This is a genomic window from Aminipila terrae, from assembly GCF_010120715.1.
Lineage (GTDB): Bacteria > Bacillota > Clostridia > Peptostreptococcales > Anaerovoracaceae > Aminipila > Aminipila terrae.
Map to the genome: position 1 here is coordinate 2,776,376 of NZ_CP047591.1, position 19,133 is coordinate 2,795,508.

17 protein-coding genes and 1 other annotated feature are annotated in these 19,133 nt (G+C 38.8%); all 17 genes read left to right on the forward strand.

What is annotated here, in order from left to right; genetic code table 11:
* Positions 1–3 precede the first annotated feature (3 nt).
* On the forward strand, positions 4–783 hold the full coding sequence (locus tag Ami3637_RS13360; RefSeq protein ID WP_162362992.1) for a phosphatidate cytidylyltransferase: 780 nt from the start codon (positions 4–6) through the stop codon (positions 781–783).
* Positions 784–793: 10 nt separating this feature from the next.
* Complete coding sequence (locus tag Ami3637_RS13365; RefSeq protein ID WP_162362993.1) at positions 794–1,936, forward strand: 1-deoxy-D-xylulose-5-phosphate reductoisomerase; 1,143 nt, start codon at positions 794–796, stop codon at positions 1,934–1,936.
* A 13-nt stretch (positions 1,937–1,949) separates the two neighbouring features.
* Complete coding sequence (gene rseP, locus Ami3637_RS13370; RefSeq protein ID WP_162362994.1) at positions 1,950–2,954, forward strand: RIP metalloprotease RseP; 1,005 nt, start codon at positions 1,950–1,952, stop codon at positions 2,952–2,954.
* A gap of 57 nt (positions 2,955–3,011) precedes the next feature.
* Entirely contained in the window at positions 3,012–4,082 is a 1,071-nt protein-coding gene (gene ispG, locus Ami3637_RS13375; RefSeq protein ID WP_162362995.1) for a flavodoxin-dependent (E)-4-hydroxy-3-methylbut-2-enyl-diphosphate synthase, read from the forward strand.
* Between the two features lie 17 nt (positions 4,083–4,099).
* Positions 4,100–4,546, forward strand: coding sequence for an acyl-CoA thioesterase (locus Ami3637_RS13380; protein WP_162362996.1), 447 nt, complete (start codon positions 4,100–4,102; stop codon positions 4,544–4,546).
* 276 nt (positions 4,547–4,822) lie between these two features.
* Positions 4,823–8,614, forward strand: coding sequence for a PolC-type DNA polymerase III (locus tag Ami3637_RS13385; RefSeq protein WP_162362997.1), 3,792 nt, complete (start codon positions 4,823–4,825; stop codon positions 8,612–8,614).
* A gap of 148 nt (positions 8,615–8,762) precedes the next feature.
* Entirely contained in the window at positions 8,763–10,082 is a 1,320-nt protein-coding gene (locus Ami3637_RS13390; RefSeq protein ID WP_162362998.1) for a phenylacetate--CoA ligase family protein, read from the forward strand.
* On the forward strand, positions 10,083–10,499 hold the full coding sequence (locus Ami3637_RS13395) for an ACT domain-containing protein (protein ID WP_162362999.1): 417 nt from the start codon (positions 10,083–10,085) through the stop codon (positions 10,497–10,499).
* Between the two features lie 60 nt (positions 10,500–10,559).
* Positions 10,560–10,793 (forward strand) — a binding site (T-box leader).
* A gap of 109 nt (positions 10,794–10,902) precedes the next feature.
* The gene (locus tag Ami3637_RS13400; RefSeq protein WP_162363000.1) at positions 10,903–12,201 is read left to right on the forward strand and encodes a phenylacetate--CoA ligase family protein; all 1,299 of its coding nucleotides are present in this window, start codon (positions 10,903–10,905) and stop codon (positions 12,199–12,201) included.
* 22 nt (positions 12,202–12,223) lie between these two features.
* Positions 12,224–12,511: an ACT domain-containing protein gene (locus Ami3637_RS13405; protein ID WP_162363001.1), complete on the forward strand. Its 288-nt coding sequence runs from the start codon at positions 12,224–12,226 to the stop codon at positions 12,509–12,511.
* A 261-nt stretch (positions 12,512–12,772) separates the two neighbouring features.
* Entirely contained in the window at positions 12,773–13,252 is a 480-nt protein-coding gene (locus Ami3637_RS13410; protein WP_162363002.1) for a ribosome maturation factor RimP, read from the forward strand.
* A gap of 19 nt (positions 13,253–13,271) precedes the next feature.
* Positions 13,272–14,375: a transcription termination factor NusA gene (gene nusA, locus Ami3637_RS13415; RefSeq protein ID WP_162363003.1), complete on the forward strand. Its 1,104-nt coding sequence runs from the start codon at positions 13,272–13,274 to the stop codon at positions 14,373–14,375.
* Positions 14,376–14,392: 17 nt separating this feature from the next.
* The gene (gene rnpM / locus Ami3637_RS13420; protein WP_162363004.1) at positions 14,393–14,668 is read left to right on the forward strand and encodes an RNase P modulator RnpM; all 276 of its coding nucleotides are present in this window, start codon (positions 14,393–14,395) and stop codon (positions 14,666–14,668) included.
* Positions 14,652–14,966 carry a L7Ae/L30e/S12e/Gadd45 family ribosomal protein gene (locus tag Ami3637_RS13425; protein ID WP_162363005.1) on the forward strand — a complete coding sequence of 105 codons (315 nt, stop codon included), beginning with the start codon at positions 14,652–14,654 and terminating at the stop codon, positions 14,964–14,966. The genes rnpM and Ami3637_RS13425 overlap by 17 nt, the downstream gene beginning before the upstream one ends.
* A gap of 14 nt (positions 14,967–14,980) precedes the next feature.
* The gene (gene infB, locus Ami3637_RS17995) at positions 14,981–18,028 is read left to right on the forward strand and encodes a translation initiation factor IF-2 (protein WP_162363006.1); all 3,048 of its coding nucleotides are present in this window, start codon (positions 14,981–14,983) and stop codon (positions 18,026–18,028) included.
* Between the two features lie 15 nt (positions 18,029–18,043).
* Positions 18,044–18,448 (forward strand): 30S ribosome-binding factor RbfA, encoded by a 405-nt coding sequence (rbfA, locus tag Ami3637_RS13435; protein ID WP_162363007.1) that lies wholly within the window; start codon positions 18,044–18,046, stop codon positions 18,446–18,448.
* Entirely contained in the window at positions 18,432–19,127 is a 696-nt protein-coding gene (locus tag Ami3637_RS13440; RefSeq protein WP_162363008.1) for a DHH family phosphoesterase, read from the forward strand. The genes rbfA and Ami3637_RS13440 overlap by 17 nt, the downstream gene beginning before the upstream one ends.
* Positions 19,128–19,133 lie beyond the last annotated feature (6 nt).

The following is a 19,133-nucleotide window of genomic DNA, read 5'->3' on the forward strand; positions in this document are numbered from 1 at the left end:
ATAGTGAAAACAAGAGTATTATCAGGGTTGATTATGCTGCCCTTTGGTATATTGGTCATTTTAGGAGGCAGAGTACTGCTGCTTGCCTGTTTTGCAATAGGCATTATGAGTGTCAGGGAATTTTTCAACGGATTTAAATCCATGGATGTTAAGCCCGCTTATACACTGGCATATATCAGTGCACTGGCATTATACGGGATTAATTTGTTTACCACGGAATCCAGATGGTATATGTTATGGTTCTTTGGTGTAGTTCTTTTAAGTCTTTTGTATTTATTTAAGATGGACGAACGAAAACTTGAAGATGGTATGGCAACTATTACAGGTATCTTTTATACGATTTTCTTCTCTTTCCATGTTGCTTTAGTGGATCAGACCGGGGAGTACGGCATTCTGGTATGGCTTATATTCCTGACCGCTTTCGGAACGGATGTTATGGCCTATTTTACTGGTTATGCTTTTGGAAAACACAAGCTTTGCCCTTCAATCAGCCCGAAGAAGACTATAGAAGGTTCCGTTGGCGGTATTTTGGGAAGTGTAATCTTATGCGGCATATTTGGATATTATATGATTCCAAGACTGATAATACATTGTATTATCATAGGTGTTCTGGGAGGCGTGGTTTCTCAGTTTGGAGATTTAACGGCGTCAATTTTCAAAAGGAAGATGGGAATAAAAGACTATGGCAATCTGATTCCAGGTCATGGTGGTATACTAGACCGGTTTGACAGTGTATTATTTACAGCACCAATGGTATATTACTATATAGTATTAGTTTTATAGGGGACAGACAATGAAAAGAATCGCGATTTTAGGAAGTACTGGATCCATAGGAACACAGGCATTGGATATAATTGACAGGAACCGTAATCTGTTAAAGGTTACGGTACTTTCATGCGCAAGTAATATCCAGTTGCTTTGCCAGCAAATTGAGAAGTTTTCACCAGAAATGGTTATAGTGGATAAAGAAGATGATGCATTGCATCTAGCGGGGAAATATCGTAATCTTGAAATGTTTTATGGCATGGAAGGCCTTATAACGGCAGCGGAGTCCCAGTATGATTTGCTGCTCAATTCCCTTGTAGGAATGAGGGGACTTATACCTACATATCATGCTGTTTGCCAAGGAAGAGACATTGCACTGGCTAATAAAGAAACCCTTGTAGCAGGGGGAGAAATTGTAATGGATATGGCAGAAAAAAATCATGTTAAAATGCTGCCGGTAGATAGTGAACATAGTGCAATTTTTCAGTGTTTACAAGGAAATAAAAAGGAGCAGCTTAAAAAGATTTATCTGACAGCCTCCGGAGGTCCCTTCAGGGGCTATAACCTTGAACAGCTGGAAAGTGTGTCTTTAGAGCAAGCTCTGAAACATCCAAACTGGAGTATGGGCAGTAAAGTAACCATTGATTCTGCCACCATGATGAATAAAGGGCTTGAAGTAATAGAAGCAAAATGGCTCTTTGATGTTCCTGTATCTAAAATACAGATTGCCGTTCATCCTCAGAGTGTCATACATTCTATGGTGGAATATGCAGATAATTCTATTATAGCCCAGCTGGGGGCCCCGGATATGAGGGTACCCATCAGTTATGCTTTTGGTTATCCTGACAGAATTGAAAATACTTTTGAACCACTGGATTTATTTGGGTTAGGTTCACATCTGACTTTTGAAAAACCGGATGTAAAGGTTTTTAAAAATATAGCCATTGCATATGAAGCAGCAGAAAAAGGAGGAACCTATCCGGCTTTAATGAATGGAGCTAATGAAGCTTTAGTCCAATTGTTTTTAGAAAAAAAGATTAAATTCACAGATATTCAGAATACTATAGAAAGAATAATGAATGCACATGTGCCAACATATAATTTGGGGTTAGAAGATATTTTAGAAGCTGATAAAGCTGCTAGAAAAATGGTATATGAGCTGTTGAAATGAGGGGGTAGTAATTATGACGATTGTTTATGCATTGATAATGTTCTGCATATTGGTACTTGTACATGAGGGCGGACATTTTATTGCAGCAAAAGCAGTAGGTGTTAAGGTAAACGAATTTGCAGTAGGAATGGGACCTGTACTGCTTAAGAAAATAAAGGGAGAAACTCAGTATTCAGTGCGACTCTTTCCCATAGGCGGGTTCTGCGCCATGGAAGGAGAAGATGATGAATCGGAGGATGAACGCGCTTTTGGAAAAAGACCCATTTGGGCAAAAGCTATCATTATAGTTGCCGGTTCCTTTATGAATCTGATTTTAGCCATTGTTGTCCTGGCATGCATTGTATTTTATATTGGAATGCCTACGACGACTGTCAATGGATTTAGTGATGTGAGTCCTGCCAGAGAAGCAGGTCTGCTTTCAGGAGATAAAATCGTAAGTATCGAGCAGCATCAGGTAAAAAGCTGGAATGATATAACGGATGCTATTTCAAAGGAAAAAGGTGAAAAGATTACTATTGGCATTGACAGAAATGGCAAAGACCTGAGTTTTAGTATGGATTTGGCAAAGGAAGAAGGCACAGGCAGAAAGATAGTTGGCATATTGCCTGAAGTGTCCAGAAATCCGTTCACAGCTCTTGAAAAAGGGGCAGAATCCACCTGGATTATGACGGTTAAAATGGTAGAGGTAATAGGACAACTGGTAACAGGAGAAGTATCCACAAAAGAACTGACTGGCCCTATTGGTATAACTGTAGCAGTAAGTGATTCGGTGCGATATGGATTTATATATGTGGCAAATCTTGCTGCATTAATAAGCTTAAATCTGGCTATTGTAAATATGCTCCCATTTCCAGCTCTTGACGGTGGCCGTTTAGTATTTTTATTTATCCGTAAAATCACAGGAAGGGCCATAACGGATGATATAGAGGCAAAAGTGCATTTTGTAGGGATTATGTTGCTGTTTGCTCTGATGATTTATGTCACATGGCAGGATATTGGCAGATTTATTTTAAATTAAAAGCAGAAATATGAGGCAGAGGAAGATTTTTCTCTGTCTTTTGAATATGGAGGATATATGAAAAAAAGTGTAAGGTGCGGTGATGTTATTATCGGCGGAGGAACCCCCATATCTATTCAGTCAATGACAAATGTAGATACCAGGGATGTAAAAAAAGTAACGGACCAAATCAAGGCTCTTGAAGAGGCGGGCTGTGATATAGTCAGACTGGCAATCCCTGATATGGAGGCAGCTGAAGCATTGCTGCAAATAAAAAAGAATATAAAGATCCCCCTGGTAGCAGATATTCATTTTGATTACAGACTAGCCATTGCTGCCATAAAAAATGGGGCAGATAAAGTAAGAATAAATCCAGGAAATATCGGAAATGAAGAACGGGTGAAAGCTGTGGTGGAAGCAGCAAAGGAAAGAAAAATCCCTATTCGGGTAGGGGTTAATTCAGGATCCCTTGAAAAGGACATTTTACAAAAGAATGGAGGGGTAACGGCAGAGGGCCTGACAGAAAGTGCATTACGGCATGTGGCAATGCTTGAACAAATGGATTTTGATGATATTGTTATTTCACTTAAATCCTCAGACGTCAGACTGAACTATGAAGCCCATAAGCTGATATCTGAACAGACAGACCATCCTCTCCACATAGGTATAACGGAATCTGGAACGGTAAACAGTGGTAAACTTAAATCTGCCATTGGAATAGGAGGACTTCTGCTTGCTGGAATCGGTGATACCATGAGAGTTTCCTTAACCGGAGATCCTGTGAAAGAAGTTTATTTTGCAAGAGATATATTAAAGTCTATAGGAATAAGACCTTCTGGTATTAATCTTGTTTCATGTCCCACTTGCGGCAGGACCAGAGTTGATTTAGAAAAGATTGCCCTGCAGGTAGAAGAGGCTATTGGTAAAATTGGAGCAAAGAGGGAAGCCAGAGGGTTACCTCCTATAACTGTAGCGGTCATGGGGTGTGCGGTCAACGGACCAGGAGAGGCCAGGGAGGCTGATTTTGGAGTAGCTGGGGGAGATGGAAGAGGAATCTTGTTTGCTAAAGGTGAAATCATTAAAACTGTTTCTGAAGATAAAATTGTTGAAGAATTGGTCAAACTGATAGAAATGGCTGACAAAAAATAATTGGAGGACAAAGGCTGATGAAAACATATAAAGCAACACATATGGTAAAAATGGAAGATTTGAATCATCATCAAAGTTTATATGCGGGCAGAGGGATTGAATGGATGGTGGAAGCAGCTTTTATCGCTGCTGCTCTGGAACATGGAGAAAGGCATGGACTCCTTTACAGAAATACCCACCAGTTCAGCTTTAATAAATCTGTAGAACCAGGAGAAATAATCAGCTATTGCAGTATGCTGGTAAGGACAGGGACCACAAGTCTTACCATGAGAGTAGCCCTTATCTCTGAAGTAACAGGTGAACTGTGTGCAGAGGGATACGTTACTTTTGTTACAGTAAAACCTCATACGCATGAAAAGATAGAGCATGGGATAAAACTTGACGAAACTCATGACCAGAATGAACTGGCATGGAGGTCTAAAGCCCAGTCCTTTTTCCACAACCCGGAAAAGCCTAAATTTTAAACGTTGAGTTACTTTTCCACATACTTGGATAAAATTGTATACAATTTTATCCAGTGAGCCATGTGGATAAATAAAAAGCGTCCAAGCCTTGAAAATACCTAATTGTGGATGGATGAGATTTATTTGCGCCGAGTTATCCACAATAGGAGAGAATACTGTACAGGTATAGGGATCAAAAGCAAGTGTACAAAATCGTGGATTAGGTTTATAATATATATGGCTGTTTTACAGTATATAGAGGAAAAAATAAATTACGAACAAGGAAAACATTACATAATGAAAAATCTGATAGAAGGGATTATCAATTGGAGTAAGCTTGGAGATCATCCAAGAGAAAGTTATAAATTTTCATTGGGAAGAGCTCAGATGTCACAGGAAAGTGCAGCACTTATCCTAGATATCGAGCTCAATTTTGTTATGCCCTTTGAAGATACAGAGAAAATAAAGGCCATAGTATTAAACCAGATACAGGGCTTAAAAGAAGTGAAGCTGATTTTCAGATATAAAGATCTGGTGCAGACCCAGGAGGAAATCATAAAACTTTGCATCGACCATATGATTGATGAAGTCAATGGTGAATATGCAAGGAGTACAAAAACCATATTTTCAGAAGAATCCGTTCTAAAGGATGGGGTTCTGACGGTATATGCTCTAGGGGCAGTAGTTGTAAAAGACCTTAATGACAGAGTGGCTCAATTATTTGAACGTATATTGAAAAGAGATTTTGGGCTGGAAGTTAAGGTGGTTTTTGAGAACCATAAAGATGAATACGAAAAACTGGCAAACCAGAAAAAGAATATGGAAAAGCTGGAAGAAAAGCAGATTCTTGAGGAACAGAAAAAAGCTGCAACGCTGGTAGCTTCAAGGCCAGCAGCTGTATCCCATTCCAATAATGAAAGCGGATTTTCGGGAAATAGCAGTGGAAACAACGGTAATAAATGGCAAAAACGCAGAAAGGAAGAACCAGTAGTAGGAAATAAAATACTGGGAAATCCTATTAATACCATGCCCGTGAAGCTTTCCAGTGTAACTCAGGATAGTGGAGCGGTAACTGTAGAGGGAATTCTTTTCCGAAAAGACAGCAGAACCATTAAAAATGAAAAAAAATTAGTAACCTTACTGATAACGGATAAAAGTACTTCCCTTTGCATTAAAGCCTTTACTTCTGAAAATAAATGGAACGAAATAGATGAACATCTGAAAAATGGGAACTTTGTTAAAATCAGGGGAAATGCTGAGTGGGATACCTATGAAAACATTGTGGTAGTAATGGCTCAGGATATTGAGAAAGGCGAAATTAAAAAGAGAAAAGATACATGTGACAGAAAAAGAGTGGAACTTCATGCCCATTCTAAAATGAGCGCCATGGACGGACTTAATGAAATAAAGGACATGGTAAGAATCCATGAAGAATGGGGACATAAAGCTATGGCTCTTACAGATCATGGTGTGGTACAGGGATTTCCAGAAGCGTCCCATTCTTTAAGCAAGGGTTCAGAAATGAAAATCATATATGGTATGGAGGGATATGTATTTGATGACAGAGACTGTATCAATGCCGACGGTACTATAGATTACAAGAAAAAGCCAACCAATCATATCATTATTCTTGTAAAGACTCAGGAAGGTTTAAAAAATCTATATAAATTAGTGTCTATTTCACATCTAGACTATTTTTATAAAAGACCCAGAATTCCTAAATCTGTTTTAACATCACACAGAGACGGTTTGATTATTGGGTCTGCCTGTGAAGCAGGAGAAGTGTTCAGAGCCGTTCTTGAGAACAAGAGTGAAGAGGAGATAGAATACTTTGTAAATTATTATGACTATCTTGAAATACAGCCCATTATCAATAACCAGTTTCTCATTGACAAAGGTACAGTAAAAGATAAAGAAGGACTGAGAGACTTAAACAGGCAGATTATAGCTTTAGGCAAAAAATATAATAAACCTGTGGTTGCCACTACGGATGCACACTATCAGGAACCTGAGGCAGCGCTATACAGAAATATTCTTATGGCTGGTCAGGGTTATAAGGATGGAGGAGGACAAGGGCTGTACCTGAGAACAACTCAGGAAATGCTGGAGGAATTTGAATATCTTGGCAGGGAAATGGCAGAGAAGGTGGTTATAGATAATCCAAATATGATTGCAGATATGATTGATGTAATAAGGCCGGTGCCAAAGGAGAAATATCCCCCTAAGATTGAAAATGCGGAAGAAACCTTGAAGACTAAATGTTATGAGCGGGCATGGAGCATCTATGGCAACCCGTTGCCTCCTGAAATTCAGGAAAGGCTTGATGCTGAGCTTGTGCCCATTATCCGTGAAGGTTATGCTGTCATGTATATCGCTGCAGAAATGCTGGTGCAGAAATCTTTAAGCGATGGATATCTGGTTGGTTCCAGAGGGTCTGTGGGATCCTCTTTTGCAGCCACAATGGCGGGTATTACAGAAGTTAACCCATTGCCACCACATTACATATGCCCAAACTGCAAATATCTGGAATGGGGAGATAATAAAGAGTATGACTGTGGTGTTGACATGGAAGACAAAGACTGTCCAAAATGTGGGACAAGGCTGAAAAAGGATGGATTTTCTATACCGTTTCAAACATTCCTGGGGTTTGAAGCAGATAAGGAACCTGATATCGACCTTAACTTCGCAGGGGAATACCAGCCTGTTGCACATAGGTACGTAGATGAAATATTTGGAGCAAAAAATGTTTATAAGGCGGGGACCATAGGCACTGTAGCTACAAAAACAGCGTTTGGTTTTGTCATGAAATATTTTGAAGAGCGGCAGATTCCTGTGAATAAATATGAGGTAGAACGTCTGGCGGAGTGCTGCACAGGAGTGCGAAGGACCACAGGACAGCATCCCGGAGGTATTATAATCGTACCGGATGATCACGAAATTTATGAATTCTGCCCAGTCCAGCACCCAGCTAACGATGTGAATTCTGATTTTATTACCACACATTTTGATTATCACTCCATTGACCAGAATCTTTTAAAACTGGATATACTGGGACACGATGTACCGTCCATGATCAGGCATCTTCAGGATATGACTGGTCTGGACCCACTGACCCAGGTGCCTTTGTCGGACCATAAGGTCAATAGTATATTTAACGGTATTGAGGGGCTTGACATAAAAGATCCAGACTACAGGTTCGTACATGGAAGTTATGGAATACCTGAATTTGGAACCAAGTTCACCAGACAGATGCTGGACGATACTCATCCTACCAGATTTGCTGATTATGTGCGAATCTCAGGTTTTTCACATGGTACAGATGTTTGGATTAATAATGCTCAGGAGTGGATTAAATCCGGACAGACTACTATTAAAGATGCCATTTCTACTCGAGATGACATCATGAACTACCTGATATTGAAGGGACTTCCAAAGAAAAGTGCTTTTACAATTATGGAAAAGGTAAGAAAGGGCAAAGGGGTAACAGACGAGGATGTTGCTTTAATGCAGGAAAACGATGTGCCGGAATGGTATATCGAATCCTGCAGAAGAATTAAGTATATGTTCCCAAGGGCTCATGCGGTGGCTTACGTTATGATGTCTTACAGAATTGCGTATTTCAAAGTCTACTATCCTGCAGAGTTTTATGCCACATATTTTACTACCAAAGTAAGTGAATTTGATGCAGATACCATTTTAAAAGGGTCAGCAGCAGTTCTTGAAAAAATGGATGGAATTCTGGCAAAAGGGAAAAATGCCACCAAGAAGGAAGAAGATGAAGTTATCGTACTTGAAGTAGCCTATGAAATGTATGCCAGAGGCTATGAATTTATGGAGGCTCAACTGGGTCTGTCTCATGCTACAAAGTTTTATGTTAAAGATGGGAAGGTTCTGCTGCCATTTGTGGCTTTAGGCGGAGTAGGAGAAAATGCTGCCAGAGCTATTGTAGAAGAATATGAAAAACAGCCTTTTGAGACTATAGATGAAATCAGAGAAAGGGCCAAAGCCAATAAGACTGCTATAGAAGCGTTGAGAGACCATGGGGTGTTAAAGGGACTTCCAGAATCGGATCAGCTTTGCTTGTTTTAATTAAAATGCAATACCCATACAAATGAAGTATTACGGTGTTTTGTGAATTATCACAAAAAATATATAGAAATTTGTTGAGTAATCTGATAAACTTTATATAATGCACATTTAAATATGTAGAATAGTAGGAAACGTAGGAGGAAGAAAAATGGTGCAAGCAAGAATTTGGAACAAAGAAGAAACTTTAGAACGGGAGCAGTTTAGAGAGATACAGCTAAAAAGGCTAAAAGCCACTGTAGAGCGTGTATATAATAATGTCCCTCATTATAAAGCTAAATTTCGTGAAAGAGGCATTCTTCCTGGAGATATAAATACACTGGAAGACTTAAAAAAGCTGCCATTTACTGTAAAAGCTGATTTTAGAGATACATATCCCTGTGGGCTGTTTTCAGTGCCGAAAAAGGAACTGGTCAGATTCCATGCCTCTTCCGGAACTACAGGAAAGCCTACAGTAGTAGGATACACGAGAAATGATATGTCCCTGTGGAGAGAAATGGTAGCCAGGATTGTTACTATGGCAGGGGTTACGGAAGAGGATACTGCACAGATTTCTTTTGGATATGGTTTGTTTACAGGAGCGTTAGGACTTAATCAGGGTCTTGAAGAAGTAGGAGCAGCAGTCATACCAATGTCTAGCGGAAACACGAAAAAGCAGATTATGATGATGCAGGATATGGAAACTACAGCATTAATCAGTACCCCTTCTTATGCACTTCACATGGCTGAAATAGCTAAAGAAATTGGTATTGATCCAGCCAAAGATTTACATTTAAAATGGGGATTGTTTGGGGGAGAAGGTTCTACTGAGGCAATGAGAAAAGAACTGAATGACACCTGGGGTTTATTTTCTACCGAAAATTATGGCATGAGTGAACTGATGGGGCCGGGAGTTGCGGGAGAATGCCAGGCTCTTTGTGGAATGCATATTAACGAAGACCATTTCCTCCCTGAAATTATTAATCCTGAAACGGGAGAAGTCTTAGGCGAAGGAGAGGTCGGAGAACTGGTTATTACTACCATAAGTAAAGAAGGTTTACCGATTATAAGATACAGAACAAAGGATATTACTTCCCTTAGTTATGATAAGTGCCAATGTGGGAGAACCACAGTGAGAATGGCAAAGATTCAGGGGCGCTCTGATGATATGCTTATTCTTGGAGGAGTAAATGTATTTCCGTCACAAATAGAAGAAGTACTGATCAGTACCAAGGGTATCGGGCCCCATTATCAAATTAAAGTGTTTAAAAAAGGTTATCTTGATAAGATAGAAGTTGTTGTTGAACTGGCAGATGCAGATTTCTTAGATTCCTTTGGAAAGCTTGAAAACCTGAATAAATTAATAAAAAACCGGTTAAAAACAGTTCTTGGGCTGGATGCTAAAGTAACACTGGTACAACCAAGAACTTTAGAGAGATTTGAAGGCAAAGCCAAAAGGGTTATTGATTTGAGAAAAGAGGAGGCTAAGTAAATGGCTATTAAGCAATTATCTATTTTGATTCCCAATGAAAAAGGAGCCTTAGCTGAAGTAACGGAGGCGTTTTGTGATGCTGATATCGATGTAAGGGCTATATCTGTTTCAGATACAACAGAATATGGTATTCTGAGGACAGTTGTGGACGATACAGAAAGGGCAGTTAAATGCCTGGAAGAAAGAGGTATTGTTGCTAAGAAAAGTGATATATTAGCCTTAAACCCAGAAGATAAGAAGGGCAGTCTGACTGAAATATTTAAACTACTGGGTCAAAATGGAATAAATATTGATTATGTATATTCTTTCGTTGTTAGAAAGAATGAGGCACAATATTTTGTACTTAAGGTAGATGATTTAGCCAAGGCTGAAACTTTACTGGAAGAAAAGGGTATCGAAGTAATAAAGAATATTTAACTATAAATTTGTTGACAAATACAAAAAAATGAGTTAATATTAGGCAAATAGAATAAATTTTGAAATGCGATGATAGGGTAAAGTAAATTATTGTTACATCTACAGAGAGTCGGAGAAGCTGGAAACCGATGGTGACGCTCTAATTGAAGTTCCCCCTTGAGCTGGCATGCTGAACAAGCTGATAAATCAGACAGTAGGTGTGCACGGGTTCTCCCGTAACAGAGATAAGGATGTTTGTCCTGAGTGGCCTTTGAAGGGCAATAAGAGTGGTACCGCGGACTTTCCGTCTCTTAGGAGATGGAAAGTCTTTTTTGTTATTTTAAACGATTGGACAATAGGGGTGCATACTTTCAGGATAAAAGCAGGAATGGAATTATGTGATAAAAGAAAAGGAGAATGAAAAATGATTTGGAATGAAACTGCTGAATGTATGGATATTGAACAGAGACGTGGGGTACAGAGCCGCAGACTTAGAGACACGGTTGCCAGAGTTTATCAGAATGTAGAGTTTTATAGAAAAAAGATGCAGGAACTGGGTGTAGAACCAGGTGATATAAAAACCATTGAAGATATTGTAAAGCTGCCTTTCACAACAAAAAAGGATTTAAGAGATAATTACCCCTTCGGTCTTTGCGCAGCACCAGAAAGCCAGTTTGTAAGAATCCACGCTTCTTCTGGTACTACAGGAAAACCTACAGCTGTTCCCTATACAAGAAAAGACTTAGATAACTTTTCAGAGTGTGTAGCCAGAGCTATTTGCTGTGCAGGTGGAACAAATAAGGATGTAATACAGATTGCATATGGCTATGGATTATTTACAGGAGGCCTTGGACTTCATGATGGAGCAACCAAGCTGGGAGCAGGTGTAATACCTATTTCTGGAGGTAATACAAGAAATCAGCTTACACTTATGAAAGACTTCAAATCTACGATTTTAGCATGTACCCCTTCCTATGCAATGTTTTTAGCTGAATCACTTCGGGAGGCTGGCATTAAGAAGGAAGAACTTTCTCTTAGAATTGGTATTTTTGGTGCAGAACCCTGGAGCAATGAAATGAGGAAAAAGATTGAAGAAGGTCTTGGATTAACTGCATATGATATATATGGACTAAGTGAAATCATGGGACCGGGTGTTGCAGCAAGCTGCAGTGAGCAAAAAGGACTTCATGTAGCTGAAGATCATTTCTATCCTGAAATTTTAAATCCGGACACGCTGGATCCTGTAGCTGATGGTACTGTTGGAGAACTGGTATTTACTCACCTTACAAAAGAAGCTATGCCTCTTTTACGATATAGGACCCGTGATTTAAGCAGTATCACCCATGAAATCTGTGAATGCGGCAGAACCAATGCCAGGATGGGAAAAATACTGGGCAGAAGTGATGATATGCTAATCATAAGAGGTGTTAATGTATTCCCTTCACAAGTTGAAAGTGTGCTTCTGGAAGTTCAAGAGGTTTCACCAAATTATGTAATAATTGTTGACCGTCAGGGAACTATGGATACAATAGAAGTAAAGGTAGAACTTAACGAAAAGTATGTACCCGATGAAATGGGTGATCTGGAAAGAATAAAGGATACTATAAAACACAAACTGAACAGTGTACTTCGTATAGGTGTAAAAGTAACTCTGGCTGAACATAAAACTATTGAAAGAAGTGAGGGTAAGGCTAAAAGAGTTATTGACAGACGTCATATTTAATAGTTGAAGGGAGCATGAACATATGAAAATTATAAAACAGGTAACCGTTTTTTTGCAGAATGAGGCAGGAAGGCTGGAAGAACTTACTGAAATACTGAGCAGAAATAATATAAATATTTCCGCAATAAGTATTGCTGAAGCTGCTGAATTTGGCATTGCCAGAATGATAGTAGATGATTATGAGAAGGCTATGAATGTACTTAAGGAACAAGAACTTTCTGCTAATTTAGTTGAAGTATTATGCGTGGAAACCCCTGATACACCGGGAGCTTTGTATGAAGTGCTGAAAAACTGGCTTCTGCAGGCATAAATGTTTCATATATGTATGGTTATTCAAATCATGGAACTGCACCTATGATAATGAAGGTAAATGATCCCCACAGGGCATTGACTATTTTAAATATGCAGGAGTGATGGTAATATAAATAAAAGGCTTGCTTTTGCAGGCCTTTTATGTTATTCTTATATAAGTTGTTAATTTTAGACTTATTTTTAGAAGAGTGGGCTTTGTCCACTCTTCTACTTTTGTAAAATCAAAAAGTAATAGAAGAAAGAATGTGAAGGGAACAATATGGCTAAGGTAAAAATAAAAGACTTAGTTGAGGAAATACTGAATTCATTTTTAATGGAAAATAATCTGGAACTTTATAATGTTGAATTCGTAAAGGAAGCAAAAGATTGGTTCTTAAGAGTTTATATAGATAAAGTTCAGGGAACTGAGGAACAATATATCAGTACAGATGACTGTGAAAAGGTAAGTCGGTTTTTGAGCGAAAAACTTGATGAAACGGATCCTATTGAACAAAATTATTATCTGGAAGTTTCTTCACCTGGAATGGACAGAGAATTAATAAAGGAAAAAGATTTTATAAGATACGCAGGTAAACAGGTCGATGTTAATTTATATCAGGCAGTTGACGGAAAGAAAAAGTTTACAGGCGAGCTTGTGGGCGTTGTAGATGATAATTTAGTTATTATTGATGAAAAAACTAAACGTATAGAAATCCCTGTGACCAAGGTAGCTAAAACAAAATTGGCAGTGATATTTTAAAAGGAGGTTTTGCGGAAAAATGAACAGAGAATTTATAAAGGCCATTGAGGAACTTGAAAAGGAAAAAGAAATTTCTAAAGATGTCCTTATTGAAGCTATTGAATCTGCATTAGTATCAGCTTATAAAAAGAACTATGGAACTTCTCAGAACGTAAGAGTGAATATTGACAGAGAAACCGGTGACATAGACGTTTTTATGAAGAAGGATGTAGTAGAAGAGGTATGGGAGGACTTAATAGAAATCTCTCTGGAAGATGCCCTTGAAATAGATCCAAGATATAAAATCGGAGATGCCATTGAATATCAGGTTACTCCGAAGGATTTTGGACGAATTGCTGCACAGACAGCCAAGCAGGTAGTCGTTCAAAGAATCAGAGAAGCTGAACGTGGAATGATTTTTGATGATTATATTAACAGACAGGGTGAAATTATTACAGGACAGATTCATAGAATAAGTAATGATACAATCTTTATTAATATGGGTAAAACTGAAGGTATTCTGGCAGCAACAGAACAGGTACCTGGTGAAACTTATGAAATTAATGGAAGAATTAAAGTTTACATCATGGATGTTAAAAAGACTACGAAAGGGCCTCAGGTATATCTTTCCAGATCCCATCCAGGACTTGTAAAAAGATTATTTGAACTGGAAGTTCCTGAAATTCAGGACGGCGTTATTGAAATAAAAAGCATTTCAAGAGAGGCAGGATCCAGAACAAAAATGGCAGTATACGCTTTGGATGAAAACGTAGATGCGGTAGGAGCCTGCGTAGGACCGAGAGGAAGCAGGGTTCAGGTTATCGTTGATGAATTATTTGGGGAGAAAATCGATATCATTAACTGGAGCGAAGATCCGGAGAAATTGATCAGCAGCGCACTGAGTCCTGCAAAAGTTGAGAAAGTGCTTGCCAATGAAGAAGAAAAGACTGCAGTGGCTATTGTTCCGGATTATCAGTTGTCTCTTGCAATAGGTAAGGAAGGGCAGAATGTCAGACTGGCAGCAAAGCTCTGCGGATGGAAAATAGATATCAAGAGTCATTCCCAGTATTTTTCAGATTCTGTTGAAATTGTTGAATATGATGAGCCTGAAATGATACTGGATGATTTTGAGGATGAAGAATAAGGATTGGGGTGAATGCCTTGAAGACTAAGAAAATACCTATGAGACGTTGTGTTGGATGTATGGAATCCAAACCTAAAAACCAGTTAATCCGAATCGCTGGGTTTGAAGGGGAGGTGTCTATTGATTTAACGGGAAAGGCAAAAGGCAGAGGCGTTTATCTGTGCCCCGATACGGAGTGTTTTGAAAAGGCACAGAAGAAAAGGGCAATAGGCAGAAACCTGGAAATGGAATTAAAAACTGAACAGATTGAAAAGCTGTTTGAGGAATTAAAAAAATATGAGAAAAAAGATTGATAGTTATTTAGGATTTGCTAAGCGTTCAAGAAATCTGATTATGGGTTATAACACATGCCTTTTGGCTATGAATAAAAAAAAGTTAAAGCTTTTAATTCTGGCAGGAGATGTTTCAGAAAATACTATGAAAAAGCTTGTCAGTACGGCAAATGAATGTAAAGTAGTATATCGTGTGTATGGGACCTGTGATGAACTTTCACAGGCTTGTGGAACTACAGGAAGGGGAGTATTTGGCATAACTGATCAAAATTTTGCAAACGTAATTTTAAAAGAGATTGATGAAGATCAGTCTATATAGAAGGAGGTGTTCTAATGACAATAAAAATCCACGAACTAGCAAAAGAATTGAACATGAACAGCAAGGAACTGCTGGAGAAAATCAATGCAATGGGGATTGAAGCAAAAAGTCATATGAGCGGACTATCTGATATTGATGCAATTTCAGTAAGAAATACAATAAACAGGAGCAGATCGAGTGCTGAAACAAAGATTGTTAAAGCGGCACCTAAGAAAATAGAAAAGGAAGAAATAGAGGAGGAACCTAGGATAGTAGTTAAGGCAGCAGCAAGGTTGACGGTAAGTCCTGCATCTAAACCTGCAAAGGCACAGCAATCAACTAAAAGTCAGGAAAAAAATGTATCGGTGCAAAAGCCGCCGGTAGGAAAACCAGTACCAAAGGATATGGAAGCAGCAAAATCCAGACCGCCGGTAGGGAAGCCAGTGGTTCCAAAAGAGTTTGAAGATAAAGCGGCAAAGCATCCAGCAGAACCAATTAAAGCATCTGAAGTAAAAAATAATGATGTAAAAGAAAAAATAGATGTTCCAGAGGTAGCAGTTAAGCCTGAACCAGTTCAGGAAGGACCTCAGAGGTTAAAGATTATCAAAAAGTATGATCCGGAAGCTGAAAGGGCAGAAAAAGAAAGAGCAGAGGAAAAACGGAAGGCCGAAGCCCAGAGAAGAGAGCAGGCCAAGACGGAAGATAACAGACAGGGATCAAGAAACGACTATCAGAGAAGAGATAACAGAAATGATAATCATAATGGCCCAAGGAGAGATAACACAAACGATAATGGTCCAAGAAGAGATTATAGAAATGATAATCATAATGGTCCAAGAAGAGATAACGCAAACGATAATGGTCCAAGAAGAGATTACAGAAATGATAATCATAATGGTCCAAGAAGAGATAATACAAACGATAATGGCCCAAGAAGAGACAACCGAAGTGATAATAACAGGGGAAATTATCAGAGAAATAATGAAAACAGACCTCAAAGACCAGCATCAGACAGACCTTATTACAATAAAGATAAAGATTCTGATGGAAGAGATCATAAAAATGGTGAAAAAAAGCCATATCAGAAAAATGACAGAGCTCATGAAAAAAGTGGTGATATTCCAGCACCTATCGTTTCAAAGCCTACAATAAAGAGAGAAGATAAAGAAAAAGATAAGGAAAGAGATAAATTTGCCAAGCTGGAAAAGGGCGGAAAACCAAAGCAAGGTACAAAAACAAGATCTCTTGAAAAAGCGCCTAAGCCAAAGAAACATCAGCAGAAACCAAAGGTAGTAGAGGAGCCGGAAATAAGTATGGATGAACTTCCAGTAGGAACAAAAGTTATAAATGTACCAATAACAGTAGCTGGATTCTGTGAACAGCTTGAAATATCTACTTCGACCGTAATCATGAAACTGATGAAGCTGGGTATCATGGCAAATATAAATCAGAACATTGATGAAGATACCGTGATGGTGTTAGCAGATGAAGTAGGTGTTAGTGTAGTAATTGGTAAAGTAGAAGAAGAGGCTGTAGAAGAAGGTCTTGAAATGTTTGAGGATAAACCGGAAGATCTAAAGCCAAGACCTCCAATTGTTACGGTTATGGGTCACGTTGACCACGGTAAGACATCCCTTCTTGACGCAATTAGAAAAACCAACGTTACAGCATCTGAATCTGGTGGCATTACGCAGCATATTGGTGCATCAGAGGTTATGATAAATGGGCAGAAGATAGTATTTCTTGATACACCGGGACATGAGGCCTTTACTGCCATGAGAGCCCGCGGTGCTCATGGTGCGGATATTGCTATCTTAGTAGTTGCTGCTGATGACAGTGTTAAACCACAAACAATAGAATCAATCAGTCATGCAAAGGCTGCTGGAGTTCCTATTATTGTGGCGATTAATAAGATTGATAAACCTGGAGCAAATCCAGACAGAGTAATGCAGGATCTGACGGAACATGGTATCCTTGTTGAAGCATGGGGCGGTGACACTATTGCAGTTCCAGTTTCAGCAAAATCAGGAGAAGGCATTGTTAATTTATTAGAAATGGTACTACTACAGGCAGAAGTTATGGAGCTTAAAGCAAATCCAAACAGGCTTGCCATGGGTTCTGTCATAGAAGCCAGACTGGATAAATCAAAGGGTCCGGTTGCTACATTGCTTGTAACCAATGGTACCCTGCAGTCAGGTATGAGTGTAGTTGCAGGAACAAGCAGCGGCAGAATCAGACTGATGACCAACTTTAAGGGTGATACAATCAAAAAAGCCGGTCCTGCTACAGCAGTTGAAATCTTAGGATTAACAGATGTTCCAGAAGCCGGAGACGTATTTAATGCAGTCAAAGAAGATAAAGTTGCCAGAGAAATTGCAGACTCAAGGAAATCTAAACTGAGAGAAGAAGTACTTGCAAGAAACTCCAGTACAACACTTGAACAATTATTCTCCCAGATTCAGGAAGGTGAAATAAAAGAACTGAACCTGATTATAAAGGGTGACGTACAGGGTTCTGTAGGAGCATTGGAATCTTCTCTTGAAAAACTTAAAAATGAAAATGTCAGAGTTCGAATTATTCATTCCGGAGTAGGGACTATAACGGAATCTGATGTAATGCTGGCCGGTACCTCCGGAGCGGTAATTATTGGATTTAATGTAAGACCTAGTACCGCTGTTTCCAATATGGCAGAACGAGAAGGCATTGAAATCAGAACATATAGAGTAATCTATAATGTTATAGATGATGTGGAAGCCGCTATGAAGGGCATGCTGGATCCTGAATTTAAAGAAGAAGTTTTGGGCAAAGTAGAAGTACGAACTACATTTAAAGTACCAGGAGTAGGCACTATTGCAGGAGCCTATGTACTTGAAGGCAAAGTGGTAAGAAATGCAGACATCCGTCTGGTTCGTGATGGAATCGTATATCACGAAGGTAAGATTTCATCTCTTAAGAGGTTTAAAGACGATGCCAAAGAAGTTCAGCATGGCTTTGAATGTGGTATTGGATTTGAAAACTACAATGACCTTAAGGAAGGTGACATTATTGAATGCTTCCATATGGTAGAGGTAGAGAGAAAATAGGAAGGTAATTGATAAATGGGAAAAGGGTATAGACAAGGCCGTCTCGGTGAAGAAATTAGAAAACTTATTGGAGAATTGCTTCTAAGAGAAATTAAAGACCCCAGATTATCAGGATTAGTTAGCATATCTGCTGTAGAGGTTACCTCTGATGGCAGTTATGCTACCATATATGTTACTGTACTTGGCAGCAGCAAGGACGAGGAAAAAGCCAAAAAAGAAAAAGAAGAGGTGCTTGCTGCTTTTAAAAGTGCCAAGGGCTTGATAAAAAGGGAAATTGGTAAAAGTATAAAATTAAGACATGTGCCAGATCTCATATTTAAAATGGATGAATCTATGGAATATGGCAGACACATTTCAGAAATAATCAGTAGTTTGGGAATAGAAAATTATAAAGAAGAACCGGATGAAGAAGATGAATAGAGAAAATAATACATTAAAACAAATTGCAGAGTTTTTAATGGCTTCTAAGAGTGTGCTGCTGTTCACACATATAAATATGGATGGCGACACTCTGGGCTCTTCTGTAGCACTCTGTATAGCACTCCGAAAACTGGGCAAACAGGCACATATCCTTATTGAAGATGATATAGCGGCCTTTTTGCGGTTTTTGGACAAAGATTATTGTACTTATGATAATCATGTAATCGAAAATCCTGATATCTGTTTATGCATTGACTGTGGTGATGTGGACCGATTTAAGGAAAGAAAAGATAAGTTTTTTGAAGGAAAGCAAAAGGGATGTATCGACCATCATGTTACAACAGAACCTTTTGCTGATTTTAATTTTATTGATCCTACAGCTTCTGCTACGGGTGAAATTATTTATGAATTACTGAAAGAGTTACCTGTAGAAATTGATAAAGATATTGCCTCAGCTATTTTTGCAGCAATCACTACTGATACTGGAAATTTCCAGTATTCAAATACAACTAAAAAAACTCATCTGATTGCAGCAGAATTGTGGGATTATGGCGTTGATTATAACGAAATAAGTGTTGAGCTTTATCAAAATAACAGATTAGAAAAACTTCTCCTGCAAACCAAAGCCCTACAGGAGCTAAATGTATTCGCTGGGGGCAGGCTGCTATTTGTGGCGTAACCCAGG